14 protein-coding genes are annotated in these 18,617 nt (G+C 41.6%); 5 read left to right on the forward strand and 9 right to left on the reverse strand.

Features of this window, described 5'->3' with window-relative positions; genetic code table 11:
• Nucleotides 1-46 precede the first annotated feature (46 nt).
• Complete coding sequence (locus KO473_RS18950) at nt 47-676, reverse strand: hypothetical protein (RefSeq protein ID WP_032537602.1); 630 nt, start codon at nt 674-676, stop codon at nt 47-49.
• A gap of 346 nt (nt 677-1,022) precedes the next feature.
• Here KO473_RS18950 and KO473_RS18955 point away from each other — a divergent pair, with 346 nt between their 5' ends.
• Nucleotides 1,023-3,170: a glycoside hydrolase family 172 protein gene (locus tag KO473_RS18955; RefSeq protein ID WP_005822207.1), complete on the forward strand. Its 2,148-nt coding sequence runs from the start codon at nt 1,023-1,025 to the stop codon at nt 3,168-3,170.
• 82 nt (nt 3,171-3,252) lie between these two features.
• Here the strand turns inward: KO473_RS18955 and KO473_RS18960 are convergent, their stop codons facing one another.
• The 6 genes from KO473_RS18960 to KO473_RS18985 form a co-directional block, all read right to left on the reverse strand.
• Complete coding sequence (locus KO473_RS18960) at nt 3,253-4,461, reverse strand: hypothetical protein (RefSeq protein ID WP_122130930.1); 1,209 nt, start codon at nt 4,459-4,461, stop codon at nt 3,253-3,255.
• A 4-nt stretch (nt 4,462-4,465) separates the two neighbouring features.
• Entirely contained in the window at nt 4,466-4,975 is a 510-nt protein-coding gene (locus tag KO473_RS18965; RefSeq protein WP_005822209.1) for a retropepsin-like aspartic protease, read from the reverse strand.
• A gap of 1 nt (nt 4,976) precedes the next feature.
• Entirely contained in the window at nt 4,977-6,386 is a 1,410-nt protein-coding gene (locus tag KO473_RS18970) for a hypothetical protein (protein ID WP_005822210.1), read from the reverse strand.
• A 3-nt stretch (nt 6,387-6,389) separates the two neighbouring features.
• The gene (locus KO473_RS18975) at nt 6,390-7,298 is read right to left on the reverse strand and encodes a hypothetical protein (RefSeq protein ID WP_005822211.1); all 909 of its coding nucleotides are present in this window, start codon (nt 7,296-7,298) and stop codon (nt 6,390-6,392) included.
• A gap of 1 nt (nt 7,299) precedes the next feature.
• Nucleotides 7,300-8,355, reverse strand: a complete 1,056-nt coding sequence (locus tag KO473_RS18980) for a hypothetical protein (RefSeq protein WP_005822212.1) — start codon at nt 8,353-8,355, stop codon at nt 7,300-7,302.
• 977 nt (nt 8,356-9,332) lie between these two features.
• Nucleotides 9,333-11,414 carry a VapE domain-containing protein gene (locus KO473_RS18985; protein ID WP_181996074.1) on the reverse strand — a complete coding sequence of 694 codons (2,082 nt, stop codon included), beginning with the start codon at nt 11,412-11,414 and terminating at the stop codon, nt 9,333-9,335.
• Nucleotides 11,415-11,743: 329 nt separating this feature from the next.
• Between KO473_RS18985 and KO473_RS18990 the strand changes: the two genes are divergently transcribed.
• Entirely contained in the window at nt 11,744-12,364 is a 621-nt protein-coding gene (locus KO473_RS18990; RefSeq protein WP_122130932.1) for an HU family DNA-binding protein, read from the forward strand.
• Between the two features lie 86 nt (nt 12,365-12,450).
• Here KO473_RS18990 and KO473_RS18995 read toward each other — a convergent pair whose 3' ends face one another.
• Both KO473_RS18995 and KO473_RS19000 read right to left on the reverse strand, forming a co-directional pair.
• The gene (locus KO473_RS18995; protein WP_005811525.1) at nt 12,451-12,942 is read right to left on the reverse strand and encodes a hypothetical protein; all 492 of its coding nucleotides are present in this window, start codon (nt 12,940-12,942) and stop codon (nt 12,451-12,453) included.
• Nucleotides 12,943-13,340: 398 nt separating this feature from the next.
• The gene (locus KO473_RS19000; RefSeq protein ID WP_122130934.1) at nt 13,341-15,866 is read right to left on the reverse strand and encodes an alpha/beta fold hydrolase; all 2,526 of its coding nucleotides are present in this window, start codon (nt 15,864-15,866) and stop codon (nt 13,341-13,343) included.
• Nucleotides 15,867-15,992: 126 nt separating this feature from the next.
• Between KO473_RS19000 and KO473_RS19005 the strand changes: the two genes are divergently transcribed.
• The 3 genes from KO473_RS19005 to KO473_RS19015 all read left to right on the forward strand — a co-directional run bounded on the left by KO473_RS19005 (nt 15,993) and on the right by KO473_RS19015 (nt 18,606).
• The gene (locus tag KO473_RS19005; RefSeq protein WP_005811532.1) at nt 15,993-16,553 is read left to right on the forward strand and encodes an NUDIX hydrolase; all 561 of its coding nucleotides are present in this window, start codon (nt 15,993-15,995) and stop codon (nt 16,551-16,553) included.
• Nucleotides 16,554-16,819: 266 nt separating this feature from the next.
• Nucleotides 16,820-17,842, forward strand: coding sequence for a sensor histidine kinase (locus KO473_RS19010; protein WP_032531583.1), 1,023 nt, complete (start codon nt 16,820-16,822; stop codon nt 17,840-17,842).
• An 8-nt stretch (nt 17,843-17,850) separates the two neighbouring features.
• Nucleotides 17,851-18,606, forward strand: a complete 756-nt coding sequence (locus KO473_RS19015; RefSeq protein WP_005782112.1) for a LytTR family DNA-binding domain-containing protein — start codon at nt 17,851-17,853, stop codon at nt 18,604-18,606.
• Nucleotides 18,607-18,617: the final 11 nt, after the last annotated feature.

Here is an 18,617-nt window from a genome sequence, read left to right on the forward strand (position 1 = left end):
TGATAGTAAGTTTATTATTTCTGTAAAGGTTAACACACAAAAGGATTCAGAAGTTGACGATATAGTGCTGTTTTATCTTCGTACGGTCGAAAAAGACGATTCCAAGATCATATAAATCGAATGTAACACCCGTCCGGTCATCCTGCTGTATCTTTTTCCAGAGTGCTTTCATCTTTTTCGTATAGCAGATACCGGCAATCACAAAAACTCCTTGTTCCGTTGTTCTCGACGCACAGATATCGAATACTTTCTCTACAAATTCCGGGTCACGGTAATGGTGCAAATAAAGAAAATCGACAGGTGTATCTTTCTCCAAAAAGAGTTCGGACAAATCAGAAGCACCCAAATAACCCGCTTTAGCATGTCCGGCCTGCAAATAGAGAGACGATACCGACAACGTTCCGGCATCTACAATCGTAGCAGGTTGCATTCGGTTGACCAACCGGAACAATAACCGGTTCACCTTCTTTGATTCATGCTTCCACTTCTTGCCGGGATTTACCGACATTTTCTTTTGTTCAGTCTCCAGCAAACTGTAAGCATAGTAAGGGGTACGCTCATAAATGACGTTGGTTATCAAGTCGAAAGCAAATGGTGAATGAACCCCATATCCACAACGGTGACGAAAGCGGGCCAGCCAGATAAAAGGGCGTTTCAACAGTAGAAATCCGTTCATAATAAATTGAAATATATCGCGTTCAACGCACAAAGATATATAAAACCATTTGAGAAGTAAAGTGTTATATGCAAGTAATTAAAAACCTGAACCAGAAGATTTATAAAGAAATTAATATTCCTGCCTTTCCTGACGGCCGCAATATTCTATAGTTGTTCGGATAACAATTCGTGTGCGTCATGCAAGAAAGATAGCGGAAAGCCGATCACTCCACCACCATAAGTCGGCAAAACCCCAAAAAAATGCTTCATGTAACGTCTGTACTATGATTTGGTACAATTCATTATAGCCTCATCCGATATACTTTCTTAATATTGCGGCTACTTACCATCAATAAAATCGTATTATGGACACAAAATGGAAACAACGCTTATTATCTTCTCCGAAGCCTGAGTTTACAACAGGAATAATGAGATGGGGGATCACCTTACTTTTCTCCGCTCTGTGCACCTGTTCATTTGCACAGACAAAATATCAGATCACAGTAGAAAATCTCCTGAAAGAGATGACCTCACGGGATGAAATGAGCCGCTATCCGGCCCTGCCCTATCGCAGTATGCAGCAAAGCAGCTACGATCGCAGGTCCGTTTCTCCTGACCGGCCCAATTGGTTTGCCAATGATGACGGCGAAGGATTCATCCGTCTCGAAGAACGCAACGGACGGAAAGAAAAGGTTCTTTTTGAGGACAAAGGTCCCGGTGCCATTACCCGTATATGGCTCACGACCTTTGGCAGCATAAATACAATCTTACGTTTCTATTTTGACGGAAAAGACGAACCGGGCTGGGAGGTGCCCTCTTATGATCTCCAGAAGTTCGGTGTGCGAGGATTGAAGAAAGGGTTAATCGAACCGGACAATAAATGGAACAGAGGCAGCCTGATTTATCTACCTGTCCCCTATAACAACGGTTGCAAAGTGACCATGGAGGAACTTACCCCCGAACGGACTAACCGACACTTTTTGTTCAATTACCGCAAATACCCCACAGGTACTCCGGTAGAAACTTTCTCACAGGAAGTGGCAGACCGCATACCCGCTTTAGCAGAAAAAACATCCGACACACTCTATAAAAATATGGATAAGGGATTTGATCCCCAGTCTGATTATGGCAAAGGTTCACTTAACCATCAACAGAGTTTTTCATTAAATAAAGGTGAAAAACAAAAGCTGAACCTTCGCACAGGAAAAAGAGCGATCAGCCTTCTTCAGTTCAATGTGAAAACAGATAAAAACCTGAAACCCGGAACAGACGATTTTGCCCTATTGATGCGTAGCCTGATCGTAACCATAAGCTTTGACGGAAAACAAACCGTATGGGCTCCACTATCCGATTTTGCAGGCTCCGGCATGGGATCTTTTGCGTCCAGGAGTTTTTTCTTCTATTCCGACGGCAAAGGGATTGTCTGCAGCAAATGGTTGATGCCCTATAAGCAAGATTGTGAAATCACGATCTTGAACCTCTCTCCATACAAAGCCGATATACAAACAGATATTGTTTCACAGCCCTATAAGTGGGACAACCGGTCTCTCTATTTCCATACAGCCTGGAAGCAGGAACGTGGTCTGCCCGTCGTCACCTGGATGGAACACGAAAAATGTATGGATTGGAATTTCGCCACTATATCCGGCAGAGGAGTTTATCGGGGAGACCTGCTATCACTTTTCAACCATACGACAGAGTGGTATGGGGAAGGAGATGAAAAAATAACCGTAGATCACGAACCATTTCCTTCCCATTTCGGAACAGGCACTGAAGACTACTACAGTTTCGATGGTTATTTTAAAAGTCAGACACCATTTGCCGGGCAACCCCGCCAGGATATGCGAGATTTTTATGGCTACAACAGCTTCTTCAGAGTCAGATGCTTAGATGCCATTCCCTTCAACCGGCAATTGAAGTTCGATTTCGAATTGTTAGGTTGGGAAAACGGGACGGTAGATTACTCTTCGACTGTATTCTGGTACGGAGACTTAGGTTCCGAAGCCACAGGCTCTTCCGGCTTAGAAGAAATAGAAGCAGGGTTATTGCCTACCCCTACTCAATCTCCTGTCTGCAACATACCAAATGCCATTGATTTTTGCCAAATCCAGCCAACTTCCAAATCAGAAAGACTGCGTTATGACAGACAAAGACTCAGCGGGCATCCGGGCAAATGGAACTTAAAAGACCACCTGGTATGCCATGGCGGTAAGGAAGGCGATTACATCGAGTTCGAATTCTCCGGTTTTGAGGATCGTGAATACAGCTTGAGTCTATTTTGTACCAAAGCAACCGACTACGGCAATATAAGGTTATATGTAAATCACCCAAAAAACGGAAAGCAGTTGGACTGTTACAGCGAGAAAGTCGAGCCGACAGGTGCCATAAGCCTGGAAATGCACAAGCCCATAAACGGTAAATTTATCCTGCGGATAGAATTGATCGGACGGAATCCGCTATCGACAGGAACTTTGTTCGGACTGGATTGTATACGGATTGAGAAGAAGCACTAAACAACTATTAATCAAACCAATAAACCCAGATTGTGGAGGCAGAATTTAGATAGCAAGATACTGTGTCTTTTAAAAGTAATAGCTAATGCCTTCCGCCTCCCACCAGTTCTCCATCAACCCAAACTTCAAATGTATACCAATTTGACGAATTAAATAATTTTGAAAAATTCCCTGTTAAACTTCCTCCGCCATCCCAAAAAGTTAATTTCCCCTCGGATGATTCAATAAAGTCCCCAGATGATTCGCAATAAGCTTTTATCTTAATATTTTTTTCACATTCATTCGTTGTATAATATTCGATATTCAATTTTCTGGACGAAAAGTCAAATGAAGTACTCGTTATTATTATCGGGTATCGAGACGTTACTTTATTCACTATAGCTTCCGCCTCTTTTCGCTTTGAAACTTCTTGTTCACATTTGATTTCAAGCACTTGGATCTTATTATTTTTCACAATAAGATTTTTATTTAAATCTCTAATTGTATCCTGGGCCAATACTAACTGATTTTCCACATCTGCCAAATTCAGTTCTGTCTTATTTAAACTATTATATAATGCAAATAATCCTATAAAACACCCCATAACTAATATGAATAGTATCACAACATTGCGAAACTGTTTCTTCTGTTTCTGGATTTTATCATTCAGTTCGTTTAGTCCTTGATTTTGTTTTTTTAATTCTATATTTTTTTGATTCACACGACTAAGTACAGCTTTATAACTATTCATTTGAACTGTATTATAGTCCTTATCCTTATATATAAAAGTGTAACCATAAGTGTGTGACGCTTCAACTATCTCATTAAAATTATCTTCGATACTAAAATTTTTTATCGAATTTTTGGCAACAGCAAAGTTAATGGGAGGAAGTTTTCTGGAATTCTTTTCAAAATTCAAAAAGCCTGCTCTTAAATGCTCTACCAATAGGTCTATATCGGGCTCGTTCTTATACAGCTTATTAACACTTGTAACAATGTCACCAGCTTCATTATAGTGAATAAGAGTGCCCTTACTTACCAATGAAGCAATAGTATTTTCAAATAAAGAGACAAGGCTATCAATTCTTGTCAACATGATTCCGTTAAGAACAACACATAAACCAAGATACTTGTTATTTTCTAACTTTCTAATATATCCATAATACATCAGATTGCCATCACGATGAATGGCAATCTGAGTTGTTGCTTTTGAATTTGCATAAAGTCTATGAAATATTTCCGATGAACTATCTTCCGGATATTGGGTATATCCTTCTGCCATTTCACCAAATAAATATACAGAGCTATTCATCCTATTAATAACGTGTGAAGTTAATAGTTTTATTGACATTGTCTACTTTCACGGAAGCAAGCTCATCCAAAACATCATTGCCCAATAAAATTGGAGCATTCTGATTAAGCGCCACCGTCGCCTCTACATTATGAAGCACAAGTCCGTCCTCACCACCGATCTCGACCTCACGAAGGTTGATCAGACCATTCTCAACAATACTTCCGTCTGCAATCTGTGAATAGTTAGAACCTATAATATCATCTTCAGAGAATTTACCATTCTTAAATAGAGTTTGTAGCTCATTCAACGATAAGTGTACCCCAGAACATCCAGTATCATAAATCATACTCATAGTAATTCCATTAAGTTTTACTGGAATGGTTTTAACACCATTAAGCTCCGTATAAGGAATGCTAATATCTGTAACTGAATTCAAGCCAGATAAGTCTACTGGAGGCTTTTTACCTTTTGTGTTGCAAGATGAACATGCAAGCACCATTACCAGAAACACAATAATATTCACTATTCTCATATCAATCTGCTTTTATAGTTTCTTGTGACACAGTAGAAGCCCCTTGGATTGTCGAACCTCCCTTCTTGGTTTTCTTGGAAGCCTCTCTGGACGCTGCCTTAGAATCTTCTTTTCTTGACTTGAAAGCCGCCTGCATCTCTATAGAGGTTTTTTGTATCGCTGTGAGAGTTGCTTCAGCTTGTTGCGTTAGCTTTTGAACCTTTTGCTCTATTTGCTCTATTTGTACCTTTTGATCTTCTAAGGCATAATTATCCTCATTAATTTTAGCAGGATGACTATAATACCATACACCAATAGCAACAACACAACACAGCAAAACACAATTGATCACCGAGATCCAAGTTTTGAATAAATTAGACGCACCGTGATTATTAAAATTCTTTTTCCTGATTGAACTGCCCTTCCTAGGATCATCAGGAAATCGACTCGCCATCAGGCGAGCGAGATTTTTAAGTGGTTCTTTAATTTGAGCAACAGAATTATTAATATCTTTATTCTCACCAATAACCTTGATATCTTCCCTAAGCTTCTTTATTTCGTCTTGTGCTTTCTTATTGGTATTTGTCAAAATTTCAACTTCTTTTTCAGATTTATCTAAAGCGCCCTTTGTTTCTTCCAACTTCTGTTTAAATTCCCTAGTTGCATCAGTTACAACACTCACAAGTTGAGATTCAAGTGATTCTACCTTTTTCTCTAAAGGTGTAATTTGATTCTGAAGTACAATATTACTTTGCTCTAATGCTGCATATTTATTTTTCCATTGCAGAATTTCTGACGATAATTGCTCACATTGCACTCTTAAAGGTTGCACTTGTTTTTGAAGTGATGCGTTTTCATCTTCTTTTGAAATGTAATCGGGAGAAACAAGTATCTTTTTTGATTTGAAAGATTCTATGAAAGCAGGACTATCTACATCGGACAAACTATACTTGGCAATTCCTGTTGGTTTAGCAGAATCATCCAAGGCTAAAAAACTATTAGTTAGCAGCTTGTCTATCTGCTGACTAAATGCAGCATTTATTTTCTCTAACGTTAGAGTATCATCAATGAATTGCCGAACCAAATATCGCACTTTCCTTCCATCCTGTTCTATCAACTTACCAAGACATAGCTGTTTATATACTGCATCAAAAATCTTATACAACAGATACACATTGCTACAATATAAATTGCTAAAACTTAACGTAATACCGAAATAGGAGCCTGGTCGACTTTCAGCATTATCTACATCATTCTGCCGCAAATAAGAATAAAAGGTCTTATTACGTAACACTTCTATACAAAATATTACAGACTCTTTTACATCCGCATCGTGATTGTAAAATGTTTTTATATAACTCAAATCTTCACTTGCTCCCCAAATATCATGACCAATAGGAACGCCATGTACATACAAATTAAACTTTGCCATATTTTACCCTTTAAAACATTTCACGAGATTATTCCACAGAGTACTAGGATAGATATCTTCACTTTCAGTATAAGTGAGCGTATCGTCTTCCTTATTATAGTAACCTGTACAAAATGGAACAAATTTATAATTAAAGGGACACCAAAGACTAGTGATCGGATTATTATTCTTAAATAGTTTCTTCAATCCCTTATATTCATCACTCATAGCCTTTTCAGCTTCCTTAATATGTATTCTACCTGAGTCAAAAAGTTCCGGTTTCTTGTCAATCTTATTATATAAAACTAATTTCCGGTCTTTATCTGTCATCAACTGAGACTTACAATTCGCAATACGGCTGACATATGCTTTTTTCATATCAGACTCCACTTCCCATTCTGCCTCCGTAATGAACACCCAAATTTTTCTATTTGGCAAATTCCTTATGATCTTAGTCATATATGGAGGAAAATTAGTAGCACTTACATTCTTAGGATCAAAATAATGCTCACCCGGAGCTTCTAAGAATTGGCAAATAGTTTTCCCATTCTTGATTATTTTAACAAGAAGGAAATCAGTATATGCATTACCAGGCAAAGCCTCTTTCGTATCCAGATTATTAAGAAAATTGTCACACTTTTCCTTATAATTATCATCTGATTTAAAGGTCTTATCTACTACAATTTTAAAATCACATTCTCTAAGGTAACGAGAAAGTCGCACGAGAGACATTGACTTTCCACTACTTCTTGGACCAAAAAGCATCACTATAGGAGATTGGTGGTCACCTATCGTAACATTATTCTTGTTATTATTAGTAGACGAATTTTGCCCCATATCATTATTCGAAGCAGGTCTAATTGATTCTCCACTAATGTTTGTCGATGATGTCTGTTCAACATGAACATCATTCAAATTGATTAAATCTTCCATATCAATATACGTTATCTTGTTTCTTAAATGCTATATCAAAAAAGATGAAAGCTGCCACATCTACAAGAATAGACAATATCACATAATACCAAAAAGAAGCAGGGTATTTCCCGTGTAAAAAATCCACAAAAAACACATCAATCACTGATGCCATTCTCTTAGTGCGGGTATCACCATTCTCTTTTGTATAAACCTCCTTATCATCAGTTTTAGAATCAAAATCAACAAATTGTTTATTTGTCGCTATTATATTATAGCCATCGGTTAATAGCTTCTCTACTTGTTTGATTTCGTCCTCCGATACAATCCCCACAGAAAGATGGTCTTGTATGGAGTCATTCATTGCTTCTAACTTAGCTTTTGCTACTTTTGAGTTTTTTACAGTTTTATCGCTGATAGTATGTGTTCTCAAAGCACTTGCCAAAGCAGCATTGATTTGCGCATGATACTTACTTAATATTTGTGGATCCGTACTATTATAGTGTGAATCTTGTTGAATGCTTGAATTTAAAATACCATTGATAATATTCAGGTGTTCACCAATCTTAACCCCATTCCCACGTTTACTTGTGGGTCCATCACCATTAAACTCAGCAACAATAAGTTTCCTCTGTTCTTCAACTTTATCTTTCATTCTTTTACCTACTGAATCAAGAATCATAGTTGAACCAGTACATTTATCTATTAGCTGAAGTAGATATTTATTAGTAGTTTCTATATCTTTTGTTATAACCGATCCTATTTTGTCATTGTAAAAGAATGTATGAGTATTAGTCGGCATACTCATAATAAACCAAAAGAAAAAAAGTAGTAACACACCCCCAAACAATTTCAAATTACGATTATCAATAAAATCAGGCGAACTAAGTGTGTCCACAATTAATTTGCTACCATACGAGGCCATAACAAAGAAAGCAATAGTAATGCCCCATACCAAAACTTCCGGCCATCCTGCCGGTAATAATAAATGCAATGACTTTTCCGTAGCCCAGCAGCTAATTCCTGCTAAAATTAAAAAAGCCACAAGTGATCCCAAGATTTTAAACTTTTGTCCCATGTTGTAATTAATGTTATTTGTTATGTTAATGATTCATGATTTATACATATACTTGAGAAGGATTTTGTTGTATATCCCGAATTAAACAGTTTCAGCCTAATATCGTTAACAACTCAAAAAGAATCAGTAGTAATTTTGGCCGTTTTATCCAGACATCTTTTTTCAGAAAGAGATGTTGACTCCTCCCGAAATCGGCCTGATATTGCGAAGACATTCGAAAAGCAATCATTTCAAGTTTTTGATTCATAAACTTGCCACGTCTTTGCGAGAATGCAATTACCATGTCGCTAAAACAAGATAAAATGATCTGGGCATCCCTATTATTTGCCTGTTTTTTGTCTATTACCATACCTGTGCATTTCATAATTGATTTTAATACAAAAAGCGCAAGCCCATTTGCCATCGCGCCTCTCAGGTATCGCCAAACACCTCTGCACTCAATGACCAACTTTGCTTGCGCCCATTATACTATAGGATGAATATCTCGCTCTGAAAACAAGATATAGATACGGATACGATAATATAGGGTAAACAATCGTTGAAGCATATTTCTTGTGCAGTCTCAGTAATTTGGCGATTTCAGAGACAAGAATCAACTTACGCTCGTTAACTAAAATATGATAAAGTTTCGCTCAACCCACCATTATTACTTGCAAAAATAGGCAAAAAAACACAAGTTGCAAAAGATTCTAAAAATAAAACAGCACGCATCTCGTCTTCGTAAGTAACATTCAACGAGATGCAGTGCTGTTGAAAACGTTCCTGCACAGTCTTTAAAAAGCTTGGCGATTCGGAGAGACAAGAACTCTTAGCTATCTTATAAGTCAAATGCCTATAATCACAAACGTCACTACAAATATACAATAATTAAATTAGTAACAAAGATATTAAAAAAATAAAAAGAGCACGAGTGCAAAATAGTGCCTATTAGGTAAAAAATGATACTTATACTGCAAAATGGCATTAGTCTGCTACCTTTACAACTCCACCACACAATAGAAATTCCCGTTTTTCATTTTCCTGCAAGGCACTCCCAGCTTACGAAGTATTCTGCCAAAATGCACTATCTTCGTAGCCGACAGTTTAAAGCCGCTTTTCTTTTGTATGCGTCCTAAAATATCGACTGCGAGCAGGCTTTCACACTTTTCTCCCTCGCCGGCAGAGCGGAAATACTGTTGAAAGAGCTGTTCAACCGGAGTTTGCAGTTCAAATTCCTGATTGCTCTCCATCAAAATGGCCTCTTCCTCGGGAGAGAAATAAAAGCGCTCACCGTCACGGAGCTCCCGCACTGCCTGCGCATAGAGTTGCGGATAGTTGATGACAGCATCATTACGGATTCTGCCGGTGATATTGATACAGATAAAACGGCGGCTTCCCGAAGGATCGGAAAGCAAATCGCTATGATTGCTGGTCGCTATGAACGAAGCATAACGCTTCAACTCGCGGACAGCCGCCTCGTTGGGCTTACGCACATTAAGCACCGGTTTCTGGAGTATATGTTTCAAGAAGCCTTGATGATTGACACTTACCTGATCGAACTCGTCAATATTGATCAGCATGAAGCGGTTGAGATAAAGCTCGGCATCGCGTTTCCGGCTGAAGTCAATGCTGTCGGTATAATAGGCTCTCAAATCAGGCGGCAGGATATTGCGGCAATAAGTGGATTTGCCGCATCCCTGCGAACCGATCAACAGGGGTGAAACGGAGTTGGCATACTGCTTGTCATTTCCTTTCCAGTGGGCCACCATTGCGAGAAACCAGCGATGGAAGAAGTCGGGCCAATGCGAATTGTCGCAAGGCACGTAGCGGGCTAACGCCCGAATGCGGTCTTTTCCATCCCAACGGGGCAAGCCATACAAAAAGTCGGTAACAGGTGAATAGACCGGCACACGTTCGGAGTTAATCCAGCGTTTCACATCCCTGTCCCAAAGTTCAAGCCCTTCGCTGATAGCATTTACCGCAATTGTATTGAGCACCCGGTCCGTCACGGGACGAAAATCGAAGCAGAATGTCTTCCGTTCACGATATTCCACCATTCCGGCCAGTATGTTATAGCGAAACTCATAACGTCTGCCCATAAACTCGTCGGTGCGTATAGCCATGGTCTGCTTGGGGGAAATGCAAGGATTACTTCCGAATCGCTTCTCAACGGTATACACATTGTGAACCGTCTCACGTATCAGTATTTCGGACACTTTACCCCGGAAATGCATCAGCGTCCAGCCCACTACCTCTTCTTCGGGGATTCCCGAACGAAAACAGTTCCGGGTCAGTTCCACGATCAAAGATTTAGAATCCTCCTCCCGGTCGCAGTCTACCGTATTAAGAGCTTCATACAGTGAAGTTTCAAACAATGTCGAGATAATTTCGCTCCGTTCGTAACCGGGCATCATACGCTGCAAAGGATCAGTTTCCGCCTCCACTGTTTCGCGGTAGGTAACTTCGCCGGGCATCGATAAAGGTTGTTCCAGACGGATGGGGTAGGCATCCGGATTGAAATAGAGTCCCGGATCGAATGAATAGCGGCAACTCTGTTCCGGCACCGGATTCTCAAGCGTAACATCCCGGTGTTCCGCCAAAAGCTGCCCTCTGTAAAAGTTCACCGCCCATTGGTAGGCATGGGCATGAAAAAGTCCGGCTTCCTCTACGGTTACGGGCAATGAACCGTCGGGACGGAGGAAAGGCACAAGTATCTTTACACTCCGGCCGCTCGAACCGACAAAAGCAATCATCGTCTGGGGCAGTCCGGCCAGCTTGTCACGCAAGCGGACAGCCTCTTCTACTCCGGTGAGTCCCTTCACGCTCAGAAGCACCAATCCATGATAAGCCTTCATCACCGATACTTCTTTGCTTTTGCCCAGTTCCACCGAAAAAAGGATACGGGGCAGTTTGTCCACCGCCGTGACATGTCCACTTCCACCCGAAAACTTCAGTGTCCGACGTAAAGCACTCACGGGGCAGGTTTTGGTTTCGGTTTTCATATTCTCCAACACAGTTTCGAGTTTCACCGTACGTTGTGCTACGACAGTTTCTTCCTTTCGGATCAGGGTTATTTTCATGGTTTTTCCGGTTTTTTATAATGTGGTAAAGGTACTCTTTCTTACCGGATAAAGCAAGCGGATCATCACAAATAAATCAATTATATTTAATAACAAACAAGAGGAGTATTACTTGTTTTCACGATAAATATTATGTATCTTTATAGGAGCATTATCCAAGCCCGGACAGTGGGACTCATGGGCCCGCATACCCGGGCTGACCGGCCTGCATACCGAGGCTAATGAGCCCGGGGATGCGGGCTCAGGTAAAGAACAAAGGAAAAAGGCTAAAACAAAGAAAGAAAAACCAATAAACAAATAACTATCAACAATTAAAAACCAAACAAATTATGGCAGCACGTTATGATTTCAGAGAAGTTCCTTCTAAAAAAGAGAACGGAGAGGAACCCAAGCTTTATCCCCACATCATTTCGAGTGGAACCATCCGGACACGCACCATTCTTGAAGAAATTTCGGAAGCCTCCACCTTCACAGTAGGCGACCTGGAAGGAGTGCTCTGTGCCCTGACAGAGAAAATCTCCAAATATCTGGTGGACGGATACCATGTGGAGTTGGGCAAGATCGGCTATTTCTCGGCAAGCCTGAAGGCAACGCATCCGGTGAAAGATAAAAAAGAGATCCGCGCACAATCCATTTACTTCGACAACATTAATTTCAGGGCTTCGATGTGGTTTCGCAAACATACCAAGGGCTATGTGGAACGTGCCGGCAAATACGGTTCACGAAGCTCGTCACAGCTCAGCGAAGAAGAAAAGCTTTTTCGACTGGAAAGGCATCTAAATGAAAATGCTTTTATCACCCGTTCGGACTACACCCGACTGACCGGACGACTGAAAAATAAAGCGTTGGAAGATCTACACCGATTTGTAGATCAGGGAATTATCGAACCAAAAGGGCGAGGAAGCCTACTGGTATTTATCAAAAAATCGCCTTCCAAAGAGGAAATTTAGCGGGTGGAAGATGGAAGATGAGGGTGGAAGATAAACGGCTAAAAAACCGCATCTTCCACCCTATTAGTTTACTACGAATCAGACAGTTATCTTTTAAAAGGTGGAAGATGGAAGATCGAAATGCATTTTTTGTATGAGAGGAGGATTTTCTTCATGAAAGCGGCAAACTTCGATTCCTCGTTTATTGGGTCTGTATCCTGAATTTCAGTATCTCCCATGGAGACCAGCATTGCCGCAAGCCTCTCCTCTATCGATTCAAAGAGTTTTGACTGTTTGGAAACACATTCATTCAGCAGTTCGGTTTGCTTTTCCAGCAAACGGATCTTTTCTAATGCATTAGCATATAATTTCGCGATTATCTCGACATTTTCAAAGGTGATGGCACAACCGTAGTCTTTTCCTGCTTCAGCCGGAAGACTATGCAATTTAATAAAATCACACACGCTGTCATCATTCAATAACAAAGTGTAGTTTACGTAAGTGAAAGTAATTTCAGGAAGTTCCGACCAAGAGAGAACATCTTTTACCGTAGTCTCGTATTTTTCGGCAGCTTGCCGTAGAGTAATCCAATTAGCCATACAGGGAAAAAGATTAAAGTTAAAATAATCTACCCTGCACGGTTTCTTGAATGTGATTATATGAAAAGGTACGGGGCATTACTCATCCAACAAACGAGGTATGTAGCGGCACCCTTGATGCATGGATAAGTAAGCCCGTACCAATACAGATACAGGCTGTACTCATCCGGTGCATCTTTAAAAATCGCTACATTTTTCGTTTGACCGGAGAGAACTGCGTATTTATGGGCATAAAAATGTTTATGCCAACCATAGTTCTACTGCAAAGATACGTTTTTTCTGAACAAAACAACAAACAATAATGAATGTTTTTCAGAAAAGCATTTATCTATCTGCAAGAAGGTTATGCGGATGGCAGTATATGTTCAATCAAACGCAACCCAACTTTACCATTCATTCTATTCATTTACCACAAACTGTCTGATCTGGCAGGCCGTACCCTTACTTTGCAGATGATGATCTTTTGACATCCTGAGCATCAGACGATGTTTGCCTTTCGGCAACTCCGTATCGAACATATATACCCAAGGAATATACAGTCCGCCGCTCCAAGCCGTAAACGTATCCAACTTTTTAAACGTAGCACCGTCAATACTATATTCCAGAATCCCGGCAGCCGGACCACTTACACAGAAGATACCGACAGCCGTCCCTTCAAAGTCGAGTGTCAGTTTCGCTCCGGGACGATCGGTTTCAAGCATGGGCACATCGACAAAGCCCGGACGCGTTTCGGCAATAAGGCGCGGAGTCCACGAAGGGACTAACTGCCAGCCTTTATTTATATGAGCTTGCCGGATGTCGACCAACTTGCCATTTGTGTAACTATATCCGTCCAGCGGCACGGCAGGAAGCACATGAGGCTTGACGGCAGGTCCGGCAGCAACACAAGAAGCATACATTTCATCGAGCACCTTATTTATCGTAGCCGCATAATAAGCATGCCCCAAAGGTTTGGGATGCGTACCGCCAAACTGTTCCCAATTGAATTCACCTTCCCGCATACGGGCGGCGATTTCTGTAGCGAGGTTGACGGAAGGGATCAGATAATGGTTCGCCACCCGTTCGTGATTCAGAATCACATCGGGCATCTGACCTCCGTCCAGTTTCGGGATAAAAGGATCGTAGATAAAATGCAACATCATGATATCCATAGACGGATTGGAAAGCAAAGCATGGCGTACGATACCTTCCATTCCTCTTACCTGCTCAATGGCATTAAAGCCGTTGGTATCATCGTTCACCGCCGCTTCCACAAAAAGCAGATCGACTTTGGCCTTGGACAACACATCGTCCGCCAAGCGGAATGCTCCGGGCGTACTGCCCGTAGAAGGAATCCCGGCATCGATAAAGGTAAACTTTGTATAAGGGAAACGCTGCTTCAAATCTTCACAAATCATATCCCTCCATCCCTTCATTTCTGTGATGGAACCTCCCAGAAAAGCAACCGTACCAACACGTTCTTTCTCAAACATCTGATACGAGTTACGATAGTCACCTCTTAATGTATAGCATTGTTTGGCTTCATAACCCGGCTGATGGCGGATAATAAAGTCGACCACCGGAGCAGGATCTGACAAACTATGCGGATGATGATCCACTCCCGGTTTCAAGATAAGTTCGAATGGAGCCCCCATGGCTGTATATCGTTGGCGAACAATAGCCGAGTTCTCTGAAAACGGCACTACCTTGTCACTGTCTCCACATACACAGATCACCGGAATCCCCGCATCCGTCAAAGGTTTCAGCCGGTCAATCGGATTACCGGAAAATGAATTCATCTGATCATCCGCCAGCCCCCATTCCTCTAACAGACCTTTCCATAGTCCGGCATTCTCAGGCGAACGTCCCGGCCAACTGAATACGTTACAAACCGGAGCGTCCACATAGATACAGGCCACTTTATCCGGATGATCGGCCGCCCAATTATAAGCAAACAGACCTCCACGACTGAAACCCTCAAGCGTTACTTTGGGAGATAGTCCATACATACGTACCATATTCCAATAAAAATCAGTACCGGACTTCCGGGCACGGGGACTTCCATAAAGATGAGTCAGATCATAATATGCCACATGAAAACCACGCCTCAACAATTCTTCATCAACTGAAGCAAAAGCACCGAAAAAAGCAGGACGCCAGATCCAGGGGTTACCGGTTGCCGCATGTTTCGGGCAGACAACAATAGCCTCCCGATCCTGATAAGCAAAAGTATATTGATCGAACCCTTTCCATTTACCTTTAAGTCCCGGGAAGGGTTGAGAAACATGTGCCGGTGGTTCCTCGCCGGTCAGTTGCCGGTAAATGGCCTGTGCAATACGGACAGCAGCTTTTTCGTTGGGATGTACGTTGTCGGCAAAACACTCTTTCATCCCCGTTAACGGAGTATGCAGATCGATTACTTTCAATCCGTATTTGGCAGCCAACCGGTTGATAACCGGCATCACTCCATGAACAATGATACTATCATTGATGCCCCACTGGACAGCGTATGCGGGAATAGGATAACATAAATAAATTTCCGGCTTCGACGGTAATGCCCGAAGCGTTCGGATCATCGTCTCCATATCTTTCTTAAAATCGGATTTATATCGCCAGTTCTGAGGTTTCGTATCATTGGTCCCCAATTTAATAGTCACAATATCGGGATTATAGTCCAATGCTTGCCGATAGCGCTCTTCCTTCATATAGGGATTGTCCCCTTTCATCAGCATGGTGCGGGCACTGACTCCAAAGTTCCGGACCTCATAACCGTCGCCCAACATCTGCCCCAGCACAGCGGGATAGCTGTCTTTAGCAGGATTACGTGTACCTACACCATATGTGATACTATTACCGATACAGGCTATTTTAATAACCTTTTTTTGTGCTGCTACATATTGCACGGCAATAAAAAGCAGGAATAAAGAGATGATTGCGTTTTTCATTATTCTGTTTGTTTATCCGCCCCAAAGATACACAACGGTTTTCAAACCCAAAAAGATACGTATGAAAACAATTGTTCCTGACAATTATTCTAATTACCTTTGCCAGCAACCGTTATCAATAAAACAATGGAAACAAAAGACGAAGCCTGGCAAGTGGTCAGCAGCAAATATCTATTTCGCCGCCCGTGGTTGACCGTACGGTGCGACGACATGCTTTTGCCTAACGGCAATCATATCCCGGAGTACTACATCCTTGAGTATCCCGACTGGGTGAACACCATCGCCATCACCAGAGAAGGAAAGTTTGTATTTGTCCGCCAGTTCCGACCGGGAATCGGCAAACAGCTATATGAACTTTGTGCGGGTGTATGCGAGAAAGAGGATGCATCACCGCTTGTTTCGGCACAACGTGAACTGCTGGAAGAAACCGGATACGGCAATGGTAACTGGCAGGAATATATGGTGATTTCGGCCAATCCAAGCACACATACCAATCTGACTCACTGCTTTCTGGCAACGGATGTAGAACGAGTAGACATACAACATCTGGAAGATACGGAGTCACTTACAGTGCATCTGCTCACCTTTGAAGAGGTACAAGAACTCCTGAAAAGCAACCAAATCATACAGGCATTACATGCGGCACCGCTCTGGAAATACGTAGCAGAACAAAAACAAATGAAATAAAACAGTTATCCGGGTAGGGAATTTTTCATTGGGTGTTGTCTTTATAGGAAAGAACCTATAAAACCAACAAACATTATGAAAGAATTTATGCTGATCGCTTCTTTGGTTTTGTCATTCTGCATTCTTATTTTGTGTAGAGACTATATCGTATTTATGCTGAAAAAATGAAAAAGTTTCGCTTTTATGCCTCTTTTTTCGTTTTGACATGACATAACAAATAAGGAATCATTATTTTGCTTTTCTTTGCAGTGAGAAAGAAGAGCATCATGGATTCCTTTGATAAATATATATCCCGAAACCTTCCGCTGGTCAGCCTGATCAGTGCGGTTTTTATCATATACCCCAATATAGCCTGCACTCCGTGGGAGCTAAACTCTTTGAAGCCATCGGACTACCTTGGTTTCTTTTCTTATTTTATATATCGCTTCCTTTTCTTTTGGGGGATGATCGGTTTCCTGATAAACTACAATCTGCGGCAGATCCCGACAGCACTATTCCGGAAACGCCTGACTCACAACTTCCTGTTTGCACTGACCGGTTATCTGTTCTTCGCATCCGTTTCGTACACCATCTCTTCGCATGGTTTCCATACGGATTTTCTGGGAAGCACTTTAATCTCCCAGTTCTTCACGCTCTGCTTTTTATGCACATTGGTAGGATACATCTCCATGCTTTATACCCGGCAGAGAGAAAAAGAGCAGGAAATAGAACGTCTTCGTTTTGAGAACTTACAAAGTCGTTGTGACGCACTGGCCAATCAAGTAAACCCGCATTTCTTCTTTAACTCACTGAACGGAATATCTTCATTAATACGAAAAAAGAATGATGAAAACACGCTGATGTACGTCAATCAGCTATCTGATATCTTCCGGTACATCTTGCAAAGCGACCGGAAAGGGCTCGTCACGCTGAGAGAAGAACTGGAGTTCATCCAATCTTTCCAATACGTAATGGAGGTACGTTTTGCCAATAAACTGGTTTTTGCCATCGACGTAGCCGAAAGGCAAAAAGATTTGCTGACACTGCCTGTACTCTCACTACTTCCGTTAGTCGATAACGTCACCGTACACAACCGGATAGACAGCGAACACAAGATGGAGATCTCCATCCGGCTGAACGAGCAATCTGAACTGGTGGTGTCCAATCCCATTTACCCTAAACTATCCCCGCCCGACACAAACGGAACCGGACTAAGTAACTTGGAAAATCGATTCAATCTGTTAATGAATAAGCAAATCCGGGTGGAATCTGACGAAGAGACATTCCGGGTATATCTACCTCTAATATAGTAGTTGTTATGAAAGTACTGATTGTAGAAGACGAAACCGCTGCCTATGAAAACCTGACGGATATCCTCGCGGAGGTAGCCCCCGATATCCGGGTCATGGCCAATACAGAAAGTGTCACGCAGACTGTCGGATGGTTGCAGTCAAATCCGGCTCCGGATCTGATATTCATGGATATTCATTTATCAGACGGATCGGCCTTTGCCATTTTCGACAGAATAAAGCTGGAGACTCCTATTATATTTACAACGGCTTATGACCGATATGCCATCGAAGCTTTTAAAGTGAACAGCATAGACTATTTACTGAAACCTGTCAAGGTGGAGGATGTAGAACACGCACTGGAAAAATACAGCAAACTGACCCGACAGGACCTTTTGCAATATTTGGCACAACTGACGCAGCTGAAACCCGCACCCAAGTACAAAGACAAACTATTGATTGCACATAAAGACAAACTGCTCCCGGTGAGCATAAAAGAGATTTCTTATTTCTACGCAACCGGTAAAAACACATATGTATGCCTGAAGGACGGCAACTGTTATCCTTATTCCAAGACCTTGGAACAGATCGTCTCCTCACTCAATCCGACAGACTTTATCCGGGCTAACAAACAGTTTGTCATAGCCAGAGACAGCGTAACGGATATAACTATCTGGTTTGACAGCCGACTGCTTATCACACTCGATACCGAAGTGCCGGAACGTGTTTATGTCAGCAAAAACAAAGCATCGGAATTTAAGACGTGGCTTGTAAACGATAAATAACAAACTCAATA

Source organism: Bacteroides sp. HF-4919, assembly GCF_018860125.1.